This is a genomic window from Bacillus sp. G16, from assembly GCF_021282335.1.
GTDB lineage: Bacteria > Bacillota > Bacilli > Bacillales > Bacillaceae > Bacillus > Bacillus inaquosorum.
The window spans coordinates 25,678-41,604 of record NZ_JAJSOZ010000003.1 but is presented as its reverse complement, the minus strand read 5'-3'; the positions used below and the strand labels follow the sequence as shown (position 1 = coordinate 41,604).

Here is a 15,927-nt window from a genome sequence, read left to right as displayed (position 1 = left end):
TCAAAGTTTGACAACTTGATGTTGATTTTGAAAAGAAAATGGCAGATTCTTGAATGTTGTGAAGAATTTTGGACCGTACCTGTTCAAATAATACATAATATTCCAAATTCGTTCTTGCGGCGCAAGCATCGGCTTAATGCTATTTTGGATTCTCTCATAATCCCTCAGAACGTAGCCTTCTTTCTCTTCAATTCGTTTCGTCACCGTACGCTCTAAAAACTGAAGCTGATCCTGGATAAAAGCGGCATTTTTCATGAGTAAAGGTTCCATGCTTTGATCAACCTTTAACGCCTCCTGCCGGACCGTTTTGTGAATCGCTTCAATTTGGCTCTTCGCCTGATCCATCACTGCGGTAAACTCTTCCGGAATCTGGCGCTCAAAGTATGTCTCTCTTTGATTCTCCGTTCCGCGTTCAATCGCGTCTTGTAACGAGATATTCCGTTCAAGCAGTTTTTTCTCAATATGCCGTTCAAGTATTGTAATGTTCAGCCTCGGCATAACAGGAGGCATTTTAAAGCCCATCACCGCAAAGGCCTGTTTGAGCTCACCCCAATAGTTGATTTCTCCAGGGCCTGCAATAAATGCTAAAGTCGGAATGAGGTATTCCTGCATTAACGGTCTCGTCACAACATTGTTGCTGAAGCGCTCAGGATGTTCTTCCATATGGGTATAAAGCTCATCCATCGTCCATCCGAGATCAAGCTCATTGATGACAAAACGGCCGTTATCTTTTTCAATTAAAAAACGTTCTTCTTCATATTCATAAAACAGATTCGCCTGCTCTTTTCCGGACTCGATAATCGGTTTGTAGCCTGCTTCACGCATGAAGGCCTGCTGATCTGAAACAGCGCGGGCGAGTTCATCATTTTCCCGAAGAATCTTTTGGAACATGGCCGTTTCCAGCTTTTTAATCCCCGGATCTCCAGAATTTAATAATACTAAGCCCTCCTCTTGGAACAGATCCGCAATCAGCAGTTCAAAGAAGTCAGTAAACGTAACAGATTCCCTTAAACATCGTTTTACATTGTCGAGAAGTGCATTCGTATGGTCTGTTTCTTCAAACGCGGCAAATACATCATCTATCCAGGCGGCACATTTTTCCTGATCAAGCGATGTGCTTGCTGCCGAAGACTTCTTCCAGTAAGACTGAGGCAGCTTTTTTTTCACAGGCCCATTCTCTTCTGACGTATGGACAAAATTAATCTCATCCAAATCATGGTCTTCTCCGGCCACCCAGAAGATCGGTATAACAGGCACTTGCAGTTGCTTTTCTTGTTCCTTTGCTAACACAATGATTGAAATGATTTTATGTATAGTGTAAAGCGGTCCTGTTAAAAGTCCGGCCTGCTGTCCGCCGACAACAGCGGCACTTGACGGGTCCTTCAGCTTCTCAATGGCAGACTGCATGGCACTTGATCCGAATTTATGATGGTAAGAGGATAAGTACGCCGCCAATTCCTCTCTTGCGAAAAACCGGGAGGATAAATCTTTCAGTCTTTCGCGCCACATGTCCTTATGATGAATGCTGTAATCAAAAAAAGAAGACATTTCTTCTTTGCCATCTATATAGTGCTGTACAAACACATTCTGATTTTTGATGGAAAGTTCAGTTAGCTGCATCTTCTAGAACTTCCTTTCTCCAATAAATAGTTAGTTATCCGAAATGAGTATAGCATGTTACCGAAAAAGCTCAAAAGACTTTGTTTGTATTTCGCTCCAAAGCTTTAATGCTGCCGTATAAAAACTCCAGGTGGACGGCATCAAGGCCCTGAAGGCTTGCTTCCTTCAATAAATATCCGATAATGGCGTCAGCTTCTGTCTGCCGGCCTTCGATGACGTCAACCAGCATAGAAGAGCGATTTTCTTTCGTTTGCCCGCAAACGGACCGAACCCGTTCCCAAGCCTCTTCTTCGTTTTCAAGCCTTAAAATACGGCACGCCTCCTGAAAAACCAGCTTCATAAAAGCCAGATAAGCTGGCGTTGTCAGCAGTTCTCCGTTCTTCACCTGCAATAACGCGGTCAACGGATTGATACAAGCATTTACAATCAGCTTACCCGTCAGCAGGCGATACCAATCCGTCTCATAACGAATCGGAAAATCCGAATGGTTATGCGAAAGCAAGACATTCAGCCGATCTGATTCAGCACCGTCGAACGCGCTCCATTTTATCGCACCTAAGCCTGTATGTTCAACAGCAGTATCTGATTTCCTTACAGCTCCGTGCTCAGCAATTCCAACATAAATGGAATGGCCAGCGCGCCAGTCTTTGAGATCATGGATATGCCCCATACCGTTTTGCAAAAATAAAATATTCGTTTTCCCGATCCGTTCAAGCGATGGAAAAACAGACTGAAGCTGATGCTGCTTCACTGTCACGACAAGAAGATCAAAATGCGAATTGATACTCATGTCCGCACTGCAATCAGCTCTGAATTCTTCTCCGCCTTTATAAAGCCGGATCCCTTCAGACTGAATGGCCGCAGCCTGTTCTTCCCGCCTCGTCACAACAGTCACCTCGTGATGAAGTGACAAATAATAGGCGCATAAAAGGCCGACGGAACCTCCGCCGATAATTCCAATTTTCATGATGTCACACCCAATTTAGCATTTACGTATTATCATAGCAGAAGTGCAAAGAAATTACTTCTCAAAGATCCCGTGTGCTTAAAATTAAAGTTTAAATATTTGGATTTTTTAAATAAAGCGTTTACAATATATGTAGAAACAACAAAGGGGGAGATTTGTTTGGTAAAGGTAGAACGTCTGCTTATCAACTATAAAACGCTTGATGAATTCAAGAAATTCAAAGAATACGGTATCCAGGAGCTTTCAATGCTTGAAGATCTTCAGGATAATATTATTGAAAATGACAGCACTTCGCCTTTTTACGGGATTTATTTTGGGGATAAACTTGTAGCGCGAATGAGTCTATATCAAGTTAACGGCAAATCGAATCCTTATTTCGACAATCGCCAGGATTATTTGGAGCTGTGGAAGCTTGAGGTTCTTCCGGGCTACCAGAACAGGGGTTACGGGACAGCATTGGTTGAATTCGCTAAATCATTCAAAATGCCGATCCGGACAAATCCACGAATGAAATCAGCGGAATTTTGGAATAAAATGAACTTTGAAACTGTTAAGTATGATATGGCGCGGGACAAAGGGGAAAACCCGCTCATCTGGCATCCTGACATGGATCACGAAATGACACCGGGAGAGTCTGCATAGAAATAAAAACAACCGGCCTATTCTAAATATAGGGCCGGTTCATTTCAGACGTTCATTACGTTTCTTGAGCTGCTTTTTTCATTCTTCCGTCTTCCTTTGAAACAACCATTTTTCTGGCCCGATCCATGATATCGATCAGCGCCTTGTAATCCTCTTCTGTCATCTCTAGCTGGTTCCTCAGTGTTTGATTTTCACTCCGTAAATCCTCAAGCTCTTTTTGCAGCGATTGGATTTGCTCCTTCAATTTTTCCCTTTCAAGCTGAAATTCTTGCGAAGACGGCGTTTCTTTGAATTGTTCAAGAAATTGAATCACATCCTGAATGGACAAATCTCGTTTTCCTTCTGGCGCTGCCGCGGCAGTCTGCTTCACGGAATTCGGCATATTGACTGAATGAACGCCGATTTGCTTTCTCAATTCTTTCCTCTGCTTTTTCGCAAGCTCTATGCCTGACTGGTATTGTTTTCTCACATACGAGTTCCACCTGAAACCACAGGCTGCCGCAGTTCTGGTCAGCGCCCTTCCAACCTCCTCAAAGGCGGAAAGCTGTGTTCCTCCCTCTCGAATATGACGAAGCACCACTTCCGCCAGCAGCAAATCCTCATCCTGAGTCCAAGCATCTTGTCTTGTAATGGTCAAATTTAATCTCCCTCCATGTCAGCTTATTTATCTCATACATATGCCGGTAATAGATTAGATAGACTATTTGCACTCACAAATTTTCCGCAAGCTGACAGGAAGAGAAAAAGAAAAAGCGCAGGGTTTTCACCCTGCGCTTTTCTTACTTAGTTACTTTTTACATTTATGTCTTTGCCGTTGTATGATCCGCATGCTTTGCATACACGGTGAGACAATTTCATCTCTCCGCATGACGGACATTCTGTCATACCAGGTACATTAAGTTTGAAATGTGTACGGCGCAATCTTTTCTTCATTTTAGAAGTTCTTCTAAAAGGTACAGCCATTATTCCCACCTCCTTAAAGAGTTAAGATTCATCATCTTGTTTTAAGAGCTTTTCGAGGGCTGCAAGTCTCGGATCAACTTGATTCTTCTTGTCTTCCTCCGAAATGACTTGCCAGTCCTTTCCTTCTTGAGGAGCAGCCCCTTTTTCTTGTTCAGATTCACAAAAGATTTGCATAGGGATTTCTAAAAGAATTTCTTCTTTCACGATCGGAGTTAAGTCGATAGTATCGTCCTCAACAATGTGAACGTCATCATCTTCTATATCATCCGTCTGATGAAATATAAACAGTTCTTTTGTTGAAATTTCAAATGGATACGGAACATCAACGAGTGTTCTAGAGCATGGCAAAATCATTTCGCCTGAAATTGTAAAATCAAACGAAACCTGTTTGGATTTGATATCCGCTCTGCCCTTCACCCGGACGGGAGAAATGCGGCGAATGTCAGAATTCAGTTTTGTCAGCTCATTTAACTCAACTGTTTCATCAAACTCAAAACTTTGTTTTGGCATTTGATGCAGCTGATAAATCGTCCATTTCATTTGTATCACCTCAGGAAAGCAACAAACATGATTATAGCTTTTAAGATTGTTTTTGTCAATATTTTTTCTTTACAGCATAATGCTGCCATTCAAGTATCGTTGACAGTGGAATGTGCTATGCATACACTTAAAACAAAAATAAGACATAAGAGTTTTCATTTGCAAATGTACCATACGTTTTTAAACATAGCAAGAAAGGCGGAAAAAATATGAAAGCTGTCGGATTGGTGGTTGAATATAATCCCTTTCATAACGGGCACCTTTATCATGCCCAAACAGCAAAGCGGCAAACCGGATGCGACGCGGCTGTCGCGGTAATGAGCGGGCATTTTTTACAGCGCGGAGAACCAGCTGTTGTGTCAAAATGGGCACGAACAAAAATGGCGCTGCAAAGCGGCGTCGATCTTGTGATCGAGCTGCCTTATCTGTATGCGGTGCAAAAAGCGGAGATTTTTGCACGCGGCAGTGTATCCAGCCTGAACAAACTCGGATGCGAGGCGCTGTTTTTCGGGAGCGAAAATGGTGATATTGAGCCGTTTTTAAAAACTGCAAAGCTTATTGATGATCATAAACATACATTTGATCAGCGTATTAAAGAAGAAATTAAAAAGGGTGCCAGTTACCCAGCAGCGGCAGCTATCGCCTTCAGCTCCATTTTACATACCGAAAATACACTTGATTTGTCAAAACCAAACAACATTCTGGGATACCATTATGTGACTTCCATTCTTTCCGGCGGATATCCGATGAAACCTTATACCACAGCTCGAATTTCCTCGGACTATCATGATGCCGACCTTCCTGAAGGCGAACAGCATATCGCAAGCGCCACAAGCATCAGAAAAGCGATGATTGAACAGAATCTTGAAACCTGCCTTCGTTTTCTTCCTGCTGCATCTTCATGTGAATTGGCAGATTACCGCAAATCTTTCGGACTGTGGCATACACCTGAAAGCTATTTTTCTTACTTAAAATACAGCCTTTCAACTGTAACAGTACAGGAATTACAGCAAATATACGAGGTGGAGGAAGGTTTAGAGCACAGAATTCTTCGTTCGATCAGAAAAGCCAGCTCCTATCAGGAATTAATGGAGTTGCTGAAAACAAAACGTTATACGTGGACAAGGCTTCAGCGGATGAACACGCACATTTTAACCAGAACGAAAAAACAGGATATACACAAGCTGCTTGACGACAAAGAAGTGCCTTATATCAGGCTTCTCGGCATGACGAAAAAAGGACAGGCTTATTTATCGGAAAAGAAAAAAGCGCTGTCCGTTCCGCTTGTCAGCAAACTGTCTTCTTTCTCCCATCCCGCTCTAGATCTGGACATTAAAGCGAGCAGAATCTACAGCCTCCCGATAGAAGAGCCGCTGAGAACTGAGTTTGACCTGCAAGAATACGGACATGCGCCGATTCGATATGACGAGGATGAACAACGTTTTTTAAACAGATAGAAAAAGCACCTGTGTATCAGGTGCTTTTCGCTTTCAGCTTATTCAAATAATCAATCGCATCCTGCATCGTATCAACAGGCACAATCTTCATGTCTGAATCAATATCTTTTGCTGTTTTTACTGCGTTTTTATAATCAGAATTGCTGGCACCGTTTTGATTTGGCGCAAAGAAAATGTCTTTTCCGGCTTTGTCTGCTGCGACGACTTTTTGATCAATGCCGCCGATCGGGCCTACTTTTCCGTCAACATCAATTGTACCGGTTCCCGCAATATCATAGCCTTTTGTTTCGTCTGTTTTTGTCAGCTGATTATAGATTTCAAGAGACATCATTAACCCTGCTGACGGTCCGCCGATATTTTCGATTTCAAAATCAATATCAGGTTCCACTTTCACGTTTCTGTCCGTATAGAGCGATACTCCGATTCCTGCCCGTTCCGGCTCATCAGGAAATTGTTTTAACGAAAGGGTGACACTCTTTTCTTTTTCTTCTCTTTCGATTTTTAACGTGACTTTATCTCCCGCTTTTTTGCTGCTGATATAATCAATCAGCTTTTCAGCAGACTGATAGTTTTTGCCGTCTGCGCTGATGATTTTATCACCGACTTCTATTTTCCCTTTTGCAGGCATGTTTTCTACAACTGAGCTTGCGTATATGCCGTTAAAGGAATAGCTGACTTTTTTTCCTGCCTTTTGATAGGCAGCTATGACGGCGTTTTCTTGCGAGCTTTCCATCATTTGGATCTGCCTTTTCATATACTCCTTATCTGATTCGCCTTCTTCCTTGATGCTTTCATCAGGAACAATCTCATAATAAGGGTGCATCTTTGCCCACACATATGTAAATGGATTAGCCGGTCCCACTTTGACAGTCATTAAGGACAGACTCCCTTTTTCCGGGTAGCCTCCCTCCACTTTTATCAGTGAAGCAAGCTCTGTCGCTTCTCCCGGTTTTGTAATATAAAATGGAAGTTTTATAAATGATAAAACGGCAATCAAAATGAGGATGACAAGCATCCAGCTAAAATGTTTTTTACGTAGCAAATTATAAGCCCTCCCAATTCTCTATTTCTTTTTTTATCTGGCTGATCATTCGGTTTGTCGCCTCCTCGCCTGCCGATATCATTGCTTCAATATTGGCAAACGAGCTGGAGCTGTATGTTTCAAGAGAAGGGCGAATCATGATATCCGCGGCGATCGTTTGATGTCGCACCAATTCATTTTGCAGTATATCCATACTTTGCATAATTACATCAAAAATATGCGACGCCGTTTCGGTTTTTCGAACCCTGGAGACATCAGAGGCGATGATGATATCAGCGCCCATGTCTTTTACAACAGAAACCGGAATTCGGTCTACGACCGCGCCATCTACAAGAAGCCGTCCGTCCAGCTTCTGCGGAATAAAGATACCCGGTATGCTTATGCTGGCCCGCACCGCATCTGACACTGATCCTTTGCGGAACACAATCTTTTCTCCCGTCTGTAAATCACATGCAACAATGCCCAGCGGGATTTGAAGCTCTTCGATCGGTTTTCCGAATGTATAAGCATGCACAAGCTGCCTGACGCGGTCACCTTTTAAAAAACCGAGTCTGGGCACCGTATAATCAGCATAAAACCGCCGTTTAAAGGCTTTGGCGACTTTTTTCATCGTTGCCACGTCATGGCCGGCGGCATAGAAACTGCCCACCAAAGCGCCCATGCTGCTCCCCGCAATCATATCCACTTCAATTTGGTGCTTATGTAAACTGGAAAGCACACCGAGATGAGCGAGCCCTCTGGCCCCTCCCGATCCTAACGCTAACCCGATTTTAGGTTTGGCCAACGCGTTAACCTCCTGCCTGAATTCCCTGTATACCGAATTCTATGGTCTAAACTGAACCCCTATGCTCGTATATTAGTACAAAGAATCAAGAGGACAGGTACTGCTTGGCCGTTTCGTGTCATACATTATTTTATCATGATATACATGTCATTGGGCATTTTTAGCATCGGGGAGGTAAGAATGAACTTGTCGAAGATTAATACACTTTTGATTGCTTCGTTTTTTCTTTTTTTAACAGCGACTGTCATCTCACATCCGCAGGCTTCATTCGAAGCCTCTAAAACCGGGCTTTCTATGTGGTGGGAGGTTGTGTTTCCGTCATTGCTGCCATTTTTTATTCTGTCTGAACTCTTAATCGGTTTTGGCATTGTGCGGTTTGTCGGTGTTTTGCTTGAGCCTTTTATGCGGCCGATCTTTCGTGTGCCGGGTGTCGGCGGCTTCGTACTTGCTATGGGAATGGCATCAGGAAACCCAGCGGGAGCAAAACTCACTGCCCGTCTGCGGCAGGAAAAACAGATTTCAAGAGTAGAAGCAGAACGGCTTGCGTCGTTTACCAATTCTTCAAACCCGCTCTTTATTTTCGGCGCTGTTGCCGTCGGTTTCTTTCAAAACGCGTCATTGGGCATTTTATTGGCTTCTGCACACTATTTGGGGAATCTGGCTGTCGGTTTAACGATGCGTTCCTACGGACGCAAGGAAGAGCAGCATCTCAGAAGGAGGAAAACGATACCTTTTCCTTCGATCAAAGATGCTTTACACGCTCTTCATACTGCCAGACTTGCGGAAAAACGGCCTCTGGGCAAAATTTTAGGCGACGCTGTGACGTCTTCAGTTCAAACGCTTCTTATGGTAGGCGGCTTTATTATTTTATTTTCTGTCTTTAACAGGCTGTTGTCTGTCATTCAGCTGACTGATATTCTATCTGTTTTCACAAAAGGCGCGCTGACCTTGTTTCAGCTTCCGGCTCAATTGGACATTCCCCTTTTATCAGGGATGTTTGAAATCACGTTAGGAAGCAAGCTTGTCAGCGAGACAGATGTTTCTCTTCTGCAAAAAGCCATTATCGTCAGCTTTATTCTCGGGTTTAGCGGCTTTTCCGTTCAAGCTCAGGTGGCAGGTATTTTATCGGAAACCGATATCAGATTTAAACCATTCTTTATCGCACGTTTGCTGCAGGGCGTTTATGCCGCCGTGTTCGTCATGCTTTTATGGAAACCTCTTTACATAGCATGGCATGATCCGTATCAGTATGTATTCAAACCTCTTAATAGCGGCGAAATGCCAACTGCATTTATAAATGGCTGGAATCTGCTTGTGCAGATTGGGCCAGCTGTCACATTATGCGCACTGTTTACGTACATTATCATTTTTTCTTACAGACTGACAAACGGAACAAAAAAAGGATGAGTCAAAACCCTCATCCTTGTCTGAATTTTTGCTGAAGCGCCAGCTCTACTTCCGGCGGAACAAACTCTGATACCGAGCCATTGTATCTTGCCACTTCTTTTACGATGCTTGAACTTAAAAACGAATATTGATTGTTTGTCATCATAAAAAACGTCTCAATGGATTCATCCAGCACACGGTTTACAGATGTCCCCTGCATCTCATATTCAAAATCAGATACCGCTCTCAAGCCTCTTAAAATCGCTTTCGCATTTTTTCTTTTTGCATAATCAATTAACAGCCCTTGCGACGTTTCAACTGTTATGTTTGGAATGTCTTTTGTCACTTCTCTCAGAAGCTCACACCGTTCTTCCACACTGAACAAGGGCTTTTTTGAAGAATTATTCAGCACACATACATACACTTGTTCAAAAATATGCGCCCCGCGTCTGATGATGTCCAAATGCCCGTAGGTCACCGGATCAAAACTGCCGGGACAGACAGCTATACTCGCCACATCACTACCCCCTCTTTTTATAAATCGCCACCCCTGTAAGCCCATAGGTTTCTTTTCTTGTCATCACAAGATCTCCTACGGTTTCGGGAAGCTCGACCTCTCTGTCATGCTCAGCAACGATAAAGCCGTCTTCTTCCAGCATTTGATATTCGTCAATCATCGTTAAGAGTGCTTTCAGCTTTTGTTCCTTATACGGCGGATCAAGAAAAATTCCGCGAAAGCCTGTTTCTCTTTTGGCAGCAGCATGCAAAGCCCGTTCCGCATCATTGCGGTATACCTGTGCATGTTTTGTAAGCTCCAGCGTTTTCAAATTTGATTTTACCGTTTGAATTGCTTTAAAATCACGGTCAACAAATATACAATGCTCAAATCCGCGTGAAAGTGCTTCGATTCCTAGGCCTCCACTCCCCGCGAATAAGTCAAGTCCCCTGCCCCCATCAAAATAAGGGCCGATCATATTGAAAATGGATTCCTTCACTTTATCGGTTGTCGGTCTTGTTGATGTTCCCGGCACAGCCTTTAATGAACGGCCTTTTTTTGATCCAGAAATTACTCTCATGTTCCACACCACTTTTTCTAAAAGCTATTTTGTTTCTTTGTTCGGCCGGACGCCGCTATGTACATAGAAAAAAATCATCCCTATCTTAACATAAAGCATTCTTTCAAACAATGAACGCTAATCTTGATAAACAGGTGTATAGGCAGAATGATCCTTGTCCATACTATAAGCAACAGCATCTAGAGGATGTTGTTGCCAACCGCGGAGAAGACTTACGTTTCCCCATAAGTTCTTCCTCCGGTTTCTCCTCTCCCTTTGCCTTCTCCTTAACATGTTAAGGAATAGAAGGACCCCGCAGAAGCCTGCGGGGATTTTTTTATACAGCTATATTCCGATTTTATAATCGTATTCTTTTGCTTTATCAAGCTTTGACTCGAATTCCAATTTTAAAAACGGTTTATAAGAAGGCTCTACTTTTTTTACAAACGAGTACGATGCGATCTTGTCCATTGTTTTTTCAATTTGGTCCATATCGCAATACAGCACGACATATTTTAAGCGTTTTGATACATAGTGCACATTTCCGAACTTCCTCAGCATTTTGCTTTGCTTAAGGGAATGCAGATACACAACCATGCCCTGGCGCCTATTCTCCAATACAATCACCTGCCTGATTTCTCTTTTATGTAAAAGACGAGACGGCCAGTCTCGTCAGGATACTTTGCATCCGCAGCTTCCGCCTGAACCGCAGCCGCCTCCGCATGAAGACAAACCGTCAAAATAAGGGTTCCCAGTCGGAACTTTAACATGCTCTGAAACAGCAGTCCCAATCTCGACGCTAACCTCGTCAAGAATAGACTGGAGCTCATTTTCAGCTCTCTTGAAGTCAGCCACCTTATCGTTCAGGTCCAGCTCCCGCTTGATCTCCCTCATTTTCCGGGATATTTCTCTATAGTCAGGATGATATTTGCCAAAACGCTGTACATCCTCATACTGCTCTTTTATTTTGATAAAAGAACGAATAATCCGCCCTGCCTCTTCATCTTCCTGGAGACGCTTGTAACAATTGCGGTAGTTCTCAGCCGTCTCCGACTGCAGAATCATCTCGGCAAGCTGCTGAGCTTCACTTTGAAGCCGCACGGATTCCATCGTCGCATACATAACATGCACCTCCAGTTGTTAGTTTACCATGAAACCAGCCAATTGGAAAATGCTTAACCGCAGCCCAAAAACAATCTCACGAAAAAGACCCTCTTTCGGGCCTTTTAATCTTTTGTCCGCATCGCTTGAAACATTTGCATCATCATTTGCGCCATTTGAACCCCGTTCGAAAATTGGTTCACCCGGTGCGGTATGGTTTTTTCATAAAAGTTCATCATCTCAAGCTGAAAGGAGGACAGATCATCCGGTTTTCTCGAAAGCCTGCGGTACCATATCGGCTGTTCTCTGATGAATCGTTTCCGTTCTTCGTTTGCTAAAATAAATTCCTGAACCTCTTTGCGCATATGAGCTCCCCTTTTTTAATCCTTTCGAAAAGAAAAAGGATGCTGTCCAGAGCCTGGCTGAGATTGCTTCTGGCCGTTTCCGGAAAATGTATGAAGAAGACTTTGCAACGATGAGATCGACTGGCTCATTTTATTGATTTGTTCGTTCATTTGATTGACATCCATCTTTTTCACCGCTGTCACCATCTTAGAGACAAAATCATTTTTTTGCGGTGTTTCAGGCACATCTTCCGAAGCTTCTCCCGGTTCCCGATATGGATCCCAAATCGGGTCGCTCTCCCCAAAGAGAACCCAATTTTCATATACGTCCTGCCAGCTTCTTTGTTCTTTATGCACTTCTTTTATCAGCTTGGGATGCTTTTTGACGAATTGTTTAAAGTCATTGATTGAATGATTGCCATGTTGATTCGCCACAATCCTCACCCCCTCCGAAAATCGATACCTACTACAATGTATCGTTTTGTGAGGCATTGTGTTCGCCTATATTTTCAGGAATGAATTTTTAACCTTGCCTCCATACACAAAAAAGCCGTAGTTTTAGAAGGAATGGGAATCTGTCTCCTCTGTTACCATCAGCACTTGCACTCGAGCCATCAGCTTTTGTGGAATAGGAAAAGCCGCGGAACCATTTGTCCGCGGCTTTTCATTACCATCGTTTAATAAAATTTTGAGTGTAATATTTTCGGTCTACTCCGACACCAAGATGCGTATAATCTGAATTCAGAAGCGCCTTTCGATGGCCTTCACTATTCAGCCAGCCTTCTACAGCGGCCGGACCGTCTACATAATTGTATGCGATATTTTCTCCCGCTTGCTGAAAGTCAACATCCCCTTCTTCTAAGCGGTCTTTCAGCGAGCCGTATTTTTTAGAGACATGGGAGAAATAGTTATTGTCCTTCATATCCTCGCTATGTCCAAAAGCCACTTCCGCCGTCGGCTGATCCCACTCAAGCTTCGCAAGCCCATGTTTGACGCGTATGACATTCGTCAAATCAAGTATTTGCTTTTCGCTCGTCGTTTGGATCTTTTTCCACTTATCATCTGAAACAGCTTTCGGTTCAATCAATTCACCACGGTACACAACCTCATAAGGTCTTTGCTTAACAAAGGTTTGCGCATCAAATGCCCTGATGCTGGATAGCTTCCCCTCAAATTTGTCCATATACAGCTGGACATACATCTTTCCTACTTTTACAGTCGGTCTTGTATTGATATCCTCCTCAGAAAACTCAAATCGATAGGAATTTCCTTTATACTCTACATTCACAAATGGTGCCACTTGGGTCGTCTTGAATACGTCTCCGGTCGATTCACCAATTTTGAAAGGCTTTGCGTTAATATCATTCCCAGCCGCAAATAATGTGACCACTTTATTGTTTAATACCCCGATTTGGATATATTGGTCTTTTCCTTGATTGTATACCCACCAATCATAATCATAAGCTGAAGGGTCAATGCGTTCAGGTTCCCCCAGTTTTTTCGTTACATCATCGGCGGACTTGCCCATAAAGGACAATAACCCTGAAGTCGGCATATGTATTCGTTTGCCGCTTTGCGCTTCCTCATTAGACACTTGAGGCTCGCTGTCATTTGATTTTTTTTCAGGAACAGATCCATATTGAATAAACAGAACATAAGTTCCGCAGATAATCAAGAGGATAACCAGTGCTCTCAATATATTTTTCAATCTATCACCCCCGTGGCGAATCACAATGTCTTGCCTTACATCTCATTACAATACAGCCTATTTAACATGTCAAAGATTTATGTGTTAATGAAAAAAGCCTTCTTCTCTATTATCACCCTCGGAAATATCCGATAAGGCACTGCCGGCACGTTCATTAGTTTGTTCAGATAAAGAAAGATCACCAAGCGTGACAATTCCAGTCAGCTTTTTGTTTTTTGTAACAGGTATCCTTCTGAGCTGATGGGATGCCATCAAATGAAGAACCTCATCGACTGAAGCATCTTCCTCCACACTGACAGGTTTTGCGGTCATCGCGTCAGTGATTTTTTGCGAGTTTGGTTTTTTTATGGCGATTCCTCTTAACACGAGATCACGGTCGGTTACGATGCCTACCAGTGTTTCTCCATCCTCATCAACTATCGGAATCGCACCTACATTCGCGTCTTTCATCTTTACCGCAGCTTCATATACATTATCTAATACCGTGCAATATTGCAAGTCGGCTGTCATCAGATCTTTTATTTTTGTCATCCGTATAACCTCCTTTAGTCTAGTGCTATTGTCGTCAAAATTTAATTTTTGCATACTTTCAAAAGAAGAAGATTCATTGAAAGTTTAACGCTTTCATACTATGATTGTCAGGAAAGGTAATTTTTATAAGGAGGGGTCAGTGTTGAAGTTTACTGAAAGCGGACTTGAAGGGGTAAGGGCTGAGCTAAGCTGGCTGGACGACTTGATGGAAAGCAAAGGCCTCGTCAGAGCGGGTCAATGGGATTACGAAAGAGTCACCTATGACAAGAAGTTTTCGACGATTGAGGGTACGTTTTATCTGCGGATACAAGGCATTGCGGCAGAGGGCGATGTTGGAAGCGGCCGCGCCGTGATTCAATTAATGTCCCCTCTCTTAGGCAAGCATTACTACCCGCATGGAGTAGAATATGGAGAAACGGAAGAGTTTCCCGTACAGGTTGTGACAAAAAGCAAGGCACTGATTCAGGACATCTCCGACTTGTTAAAAACAGTTCAAATGTAATGAAAAGGTACAGCATGTTTTGCTGTACCTTTTATGATATCGTTTGCTGAATATACGGCGGCTCCTCTTGCCCGTCCTTTTCCCTTTCTTTCTTCACCCATTGGAAAAAAATAATCGCCAAAAAAGTACCGTACACAATTTCCTGAATGATTTTCATCATAACCGCTCCGAGCTGCTGATCCTCTAACAATGGCAGTGTATTGAATATCTCCGGTCCTGTTAATGGGACCTGCCCCATCATATCTGCAGGCACACAAAGCTTCATTGCCTCAGCCCACGCAGACGGATCTGTATAGGTGGCGTATAACGGCGCACCGCTGAACATGATCAGTGCGCAAGCAGGCGTGAGCAGTATACCGTCCGCCATAATATATCCCAGCTTCATCAAGCCGCTGAGCTGCCGGAGACGCTCTACCTTATGAACAAGCGGCCACCACATCAAAAACGCAAGTACAAAGATAAGCCAAGTCATTAACGTATGGTAAAACGGATCCGTTTTGACAGCATCAAATATAAACGGAACGTGATATAAAGAAAAAATGCCGTTAAATAAAAGCAAAGCAATTAAAGGCGTCGAGAAAAATAAAAAAACCGGTTTAATGGCAGGCTTGAAAATGATTTTTCCCCAGAGCCATGCAGGAATTCCCGCGATCAATAACGGCGGGACGACCAAGTACAGCACAGCCATCTGCACCATATGCGCGCTGAACATAATATGTCCGAGCAGATCAACCGGGCTTCCCTCGGCTGCATATAAAAACAGCATCGCCGACAGAAAGCACATCATCTCTTTACCTGTTATCCGTTCAGGCTTTGAAGACATTCGCCTGTAAAAAAAGAGATAAAGCACCGTAATGCCCAACAGGATACAAAAAAGATAAGGGCTCCACATCGCGCGAAACCCAAATACCTCTAACTGATTCATTTCTTCACCTCCGGCGGCTGTTCAAATTACCACCATATAATTGTGACAAACGCAAGCACAGTGATGAACGCGACAAACACCCCTGAATACAAAAACAGTGCCGGCGCCTCATGCCCTTTTTGATTCATATGCATGAAATAATACAGCTGGAAGATGACTTGAACTGCAGCAAGCAGAATAATGAAAGGAATCGTAAACCAGCTGCCGACACCGTCCGTTGCCACAGTCAGAAATGCAACAATCGTAAGACCGATCATTAAGCCAAAAGACAGAACCTGATATTTCATCTCCTGAGCATGCTTCTTTTTCTTAAATTCAAGGTCGCTGTTGATATGCCCTCTGCTTTTTTTACCGACCATG

22 protein-coding genes are annotated in these 15,927 nt (G+C 43.2%); 5 read left to right on the top strand and 17 right to left on the bottom strand.

All coding sequences use genetic code 11. The annotated features are described in order from the left end of the window. Both bshC and LWH95_RS04185 read right to left on the bottom strand, forming a co-directional pair. Positions 1-1,620, bottom strand: a complete 1,620-nt coding sequence (bshC, locus tag LWH95_RS04190; protein ID WP_232919029.1) for a bacillithiol biosynthesis cysteine-adding enzyme BshC — start codon at positions 1,618-1,620, stop codon at positions 1-3. Positions 1,621-1,690: 70 nt separating this feature from the next. After that, on the bottom strand, positions 1,691-2,587 hold the full coding sequence (locus LWH95_RS04185; RefSeq protein WP_232919028.1) for a 2-dehydropantoate 2-reductase: 897 nt from the start codon (positions 2,585-2,587) through the stop codon (positions 1,691-1,693). A gap of 159 nt (positions 2,588-2,746) precedes the next feature. On the opposite strand from LWH95_RS04185, the gene LWH95_RS04180 reads away from it, so the two are divergent. Further along, the gene (locus tag LWH95_RS04180) at positions 2,747-3,229 is read left to right on the top strand and encodes an N-acetyltransferase (protein WP_003238714.1); all 483 of its coding nucleotides are present in this window, start codon (positions 2,747-2,749) and stop codon (positions 3,227-3,229) included. Between the two features lie 55 nt (positions 3,230-3,284). Here LWH95_RS04180 and gerR read toward each other — a convergent pair whose 3' ends face one another. From gerR to LWH95_RS04165, 3 genes are all read right to left on the bottom strand, one after another. Next, complete coding sequence (gene gerR, locus LWH95_RS04175; protein WP_003238716.1) at positions 3,285-3,866, bottom strand: sporulation specific transcriptional regulator GerR; 582 nt, start codon at positions 3,864-3,866, stop codon at positions 3,285-3,287. A 146-nt stretch (positions 3,867-4,012) separates the two neighbouring features. Beyond that, on the bottom strand, positions 4,013-4,192 hold the full coding sequence (rpmF, locus tag LWH95_RS04170) for a 50S ribosomal protein L32 (protein ID WP_003154457.1): 180 nt from the start codon (positions 4,190-4,192) through the stop codon (positions 4,013-4,015). A gap of 21 nt (positions 4,193-4,213) precedes the next feature. Continuing rightward, entirely contained in the window at positions 4,214-4,732 is a 519-nt protein-coding gene (locus LWH95_RS04165) for a YceD family protein (RefSeq protein ID WP_003221388.1), read from the bottom strand. Between the two features lie 27 nt (positions 4,733-4,759). Between LWH95_RS04165 and LWH95_RS04160 the strand changes: the two genes are divergently transcribed. After that, entirely contained in the window at positions 4,760-4,945 is a 186-nt protein-coding gene (locus tag LWH95_RS04160) for a hypothetical protein (protein ID WP_133487541.1), read from the top strand. Then, a complete protein-coding gene (locus tag LWH95_RS04155; protein WP_232919027.1) occupies positions 4,942-6,189 on the top strand; it encodes a nucleotidyltransferase in 1,248 nt (415 codons plus the stop codon). The genes LWH95_RS04160 and LWH95_RS04155 overlap by 4 nt, the downstream gene beginning before the upstream one ends. 16 nt (positions 6,190-6,205) lie before the next feature. Here the strand turns inward: LWH95_RS04155 and ddcP are convergent, their stop codons facing one another. After that, positions 6,206-7,231, bottom strand: a complete 1,026-nt coding sequence (gene ddcP / locus LWH95_RS04150) for a protease DdcP (RefSeq protein ID WP_003238722.1) — start codon at positions 7,229-7,231, stop codon at positions 6,206-6,208. A gap of 1 nt (position 7,232) precedes the next feature. Further along, positions 7,233-8,015 (bottom strand): patatin family protein, encoded by a 783-nt coding sequence (locus LWH95_RS04145; RefSeq protein ID WP_003238724.1) that lies wholly within the window; start codon positions 8,013-8,015, stop codon positions 7,233-7,235. A 180-nt stretch (positions 8,016-8,195) separates the two neighbouring features. Here LWH95_RS04145 and spoVV point away from each other — a divergent pair, with 180 nt between their 5' ends. Next, positions 8,196-9,422 carry a dipicolinic acid transporter SpoVV gene (gene spoVV / locus LWH95_RS04140; protein ID WP_148981705.1) on the top strand — a complete coding sequence of 409 codons (1,227 nt, stop codon included), beginning with the start codon at positions 8,196-8,198 and terminating at the stop codon, positions 9,420-9,422. A gap of 10 nt (positions 9,423-9,432) precedes the next feature. Here spoVV and coaD read toward each other — a convergent pair whose 3' ends face one another. From coaD to LWH95_RS04100, 8 genes are all read right to left on the bottom strand, one after another. Beyond that, complete coding sequence (gene coaD, locus LWH95_RS04135) at positions 9,433-9,918, bottom strand: pantetheine-phosphate adenylyltransferase (RefSeq protein WP_003238727.1); 486 nt, start codon at positions 9,916-9,918, stop codon at positions 9,433-9,435. A 4-nt stretch (positions 9,919-9,922) separates the two neighbouring features. Beyond that, complete coding sequence (rsmD, locus tag LWH95_RS04130) at positions 9,923-10,477, bottom strand: 16S rRNA (guanine(966)-N(2))-methyltransferase RsmD (RefSeq protein ID WP_019258325.1); 555 nt, start codon at positions 10,475-10,477, stop codon at positions 9,923-9,925. Between the two features lie 324 nt (positions 10,478-10,801). Beyond that, positions 10,802-11,074: a YlbG family protein gene (locus LWH95_RS04125; RefSeq protein ID WP_009967171.1), complete on the bottom strand. Its 273-nt coding sequence runs from the start codon at positions 11,072-11,074 to the stop codon at positions 10,802-10,804. A gap of 54 nt (positions 11,075-11,128) precedes the next feature. Further along, a complete protein-coding gene (gene ricF / locus LWH95_RS04120) occupies positions 11,129-11,578 on the bottom strand; it encodes a regulatory iron-sulfur-containing complex subunit RicF (RefSeq protein ID WP_003221370.1) in 450 nt (149 codons plus the stop codon). Between the two features lie 104 nt (positions 11,579-11,682). Next, positions 11,683-11,922, bottom strand: coding sequence for a YlbE-like family protein (locus tag LWH95_RS04115; RefSeq protein WP_003238732.1), 240 nt, complete (start codon positions 11,920-11,922; stop codon positions 11,683-11,685). Positions 11,923-11,937: 15 nt separating this feature from the next. Then, a complete protein-coding gene (locus LWH95_RS04110; RefSeq protein WP_232919026.1) occupies positions 11,938-12,336 on the bottom strand; it encodes a YlbD family protein in 399 nt (132 codons plus the stop codon). Positions 12,337-12,568: 232 nt separating this feature from the next. After that, positions 12,569-13,609, bottom strand: a complete 1,041-nt coding sequence (locus tag LWH95_RS04105; RefSeq protein ID WP_232919025.1) for a CAP domain-containing protein — start codon at positions 13,607-13,609, stop codon at positions 12,569-12,571. 84 nt (positions 13,610-13,693) lie between these two features. Beyond that, entirely contained in the window at positions 13,694-14,140 is a 447-nt protein-coding gene (locus LWH95_RS04100) for a CBS domain-containing protein (RefSeq protein WP_133487555.1), read from the bottom strand. A gap of 139 nt (positions 14,141-14,279) precedes the next feature. Here LWH95_RS04100 and LWH95_RS04095 point away from each other — a divergent pair, with 139 nt between their 5' ends. Continuing rightward, entirely contained in the window at positions 14,280-14,642 is a 363-nt protein-coding gene (locus LWH95_RS04095; RefSeq protein ID WP_133487556.1) for a YugN family protein, read from the top strand. A 31-nt stretch (positions 14,643-14,673) separates the two neighbouring features. Here the strand turns inward: LWH95_RS04095 and ctaG are convergent, their stop codons facing one another. Further along, entirely contained in the window at positions 14,674-15,567 is an 894-nt protein-coding gene (gene ctaG, locus LWH95_RS04090) for a cytochrome c oxidase assembly factor CtaG (RefSeq protein WP_232919024.1), read from the bottom strand. Between the two features lie 26 nt (positions 15,568-15,593). Further along, positions 15,594-15,926, bottom strand: a complete 333-nt coding sequence (ctaF, locus tag LWH95_RS04085; RefSeq protein ID WP_003238744.1) for a cytochrome c oxidase subunit IVB — start codon at positions 15,924-15,926, stop codon at positions 15,594-15,596. Position 15,927 lies beyond the last annotated feature (1 nt).

What these genes read in the sequence shown, in the direction of transcription:
- bshC (WP_232919029.1), bottom strand. Translation starts at nt 1,620, where the DNA reads ATGCAGCTAACTGAACTTTCCATCAAAAATCAGAATGTGTTTGTACAG.
- LWH95_RS04185 (WP_232919028.1), bottom strand. Translation starts at nt 2,587, where the DNA reads ATGAAAATTGGAATTATCGGCGGAGGTTCCGTCGGCCTTTTATGCGCC.
- rpmF (WP_003154457.1), bottom strand. Translation starts at nt 4,192, where the DNA reads ATGGCTGTACCTTTTAGAAGAACTTCTAAAATGAAGAAAAGATTGCGC.
- LWH95_RS04165 (WP_003221388.1), bottom strand. Translation starts at nt 4,732, where the DNA reads ATGAAATGGACGATTTATCAGCTGCATCAAATGCCAAAACAAAGTTTT.
- LWH95_RS04160 (WP_133487541.1), top strand. Translation starts at nt 4,760, where the DNA reads ATGATTATAGCTTTTAAGATTGTTTTTGTCAATATTTTTTCTTTACAG.
- LWH95_RS04155 (WP_232919027.1), top strand. Translation starts at nt 4,942, where the DNA reads ATGAAAGCTGTCGGATTGGTGGTTGAATATAATCCCTTTCATAACGGG.
- spoVV (WP_148981705.1), top strand. Translation starts at nt 8,196, where the DNA reads ATGAACTTGTCGAAGATTAATACACTTTTGATTGCTTCGTTTTTTCTT.
- rsmD (WP_019258325.1), bottom strand. Translation starts at nt 10,477, where the DNA reads ATGAGAGTAATTTCTGGATCAAAAAAAGGCCGTTCATTAAAGGCTGTG.
- ricF (WP_003221370.1), bottom strand. Translation starts at nt 11,578, where the DNA reads ATGTATGCGACGATGGAATCCGTGCGGCTTCAAAGTGAAGCTCAGCAG.
- LWH95_RS04115 (WP_003238732.1), bottom strand. Translation starts at nt 11,922, where the DNA reads ATGCGCAAAGAGGTTCAGGAATTTATTTTAGCAAACGAAGAACGGAAA.
- LWH95_RS04100 (WP_133487555.1), bottom strand. Translation starts at nt 14,140, where the DNA reads ATGACAAAAATAAAAGATCTGATGACAGCCGACTTGCAATATTGCACG.
- ctaG (WP_232919024.1), bottom strand. Translation starts at nt 15,567, where the DNA reads ATGAATCAGTTAGAGGTATTTGGGTTTCGCGCGATGTGGAGCCCTTAT.
- ctaF (WP_003238744.1), bottom strand. Translation starts at nt 15,926, where the DNA reads ATGGTCGGTAAAAAAAGCAGAGGGCATATCAACAGCGACCTTGAATTT.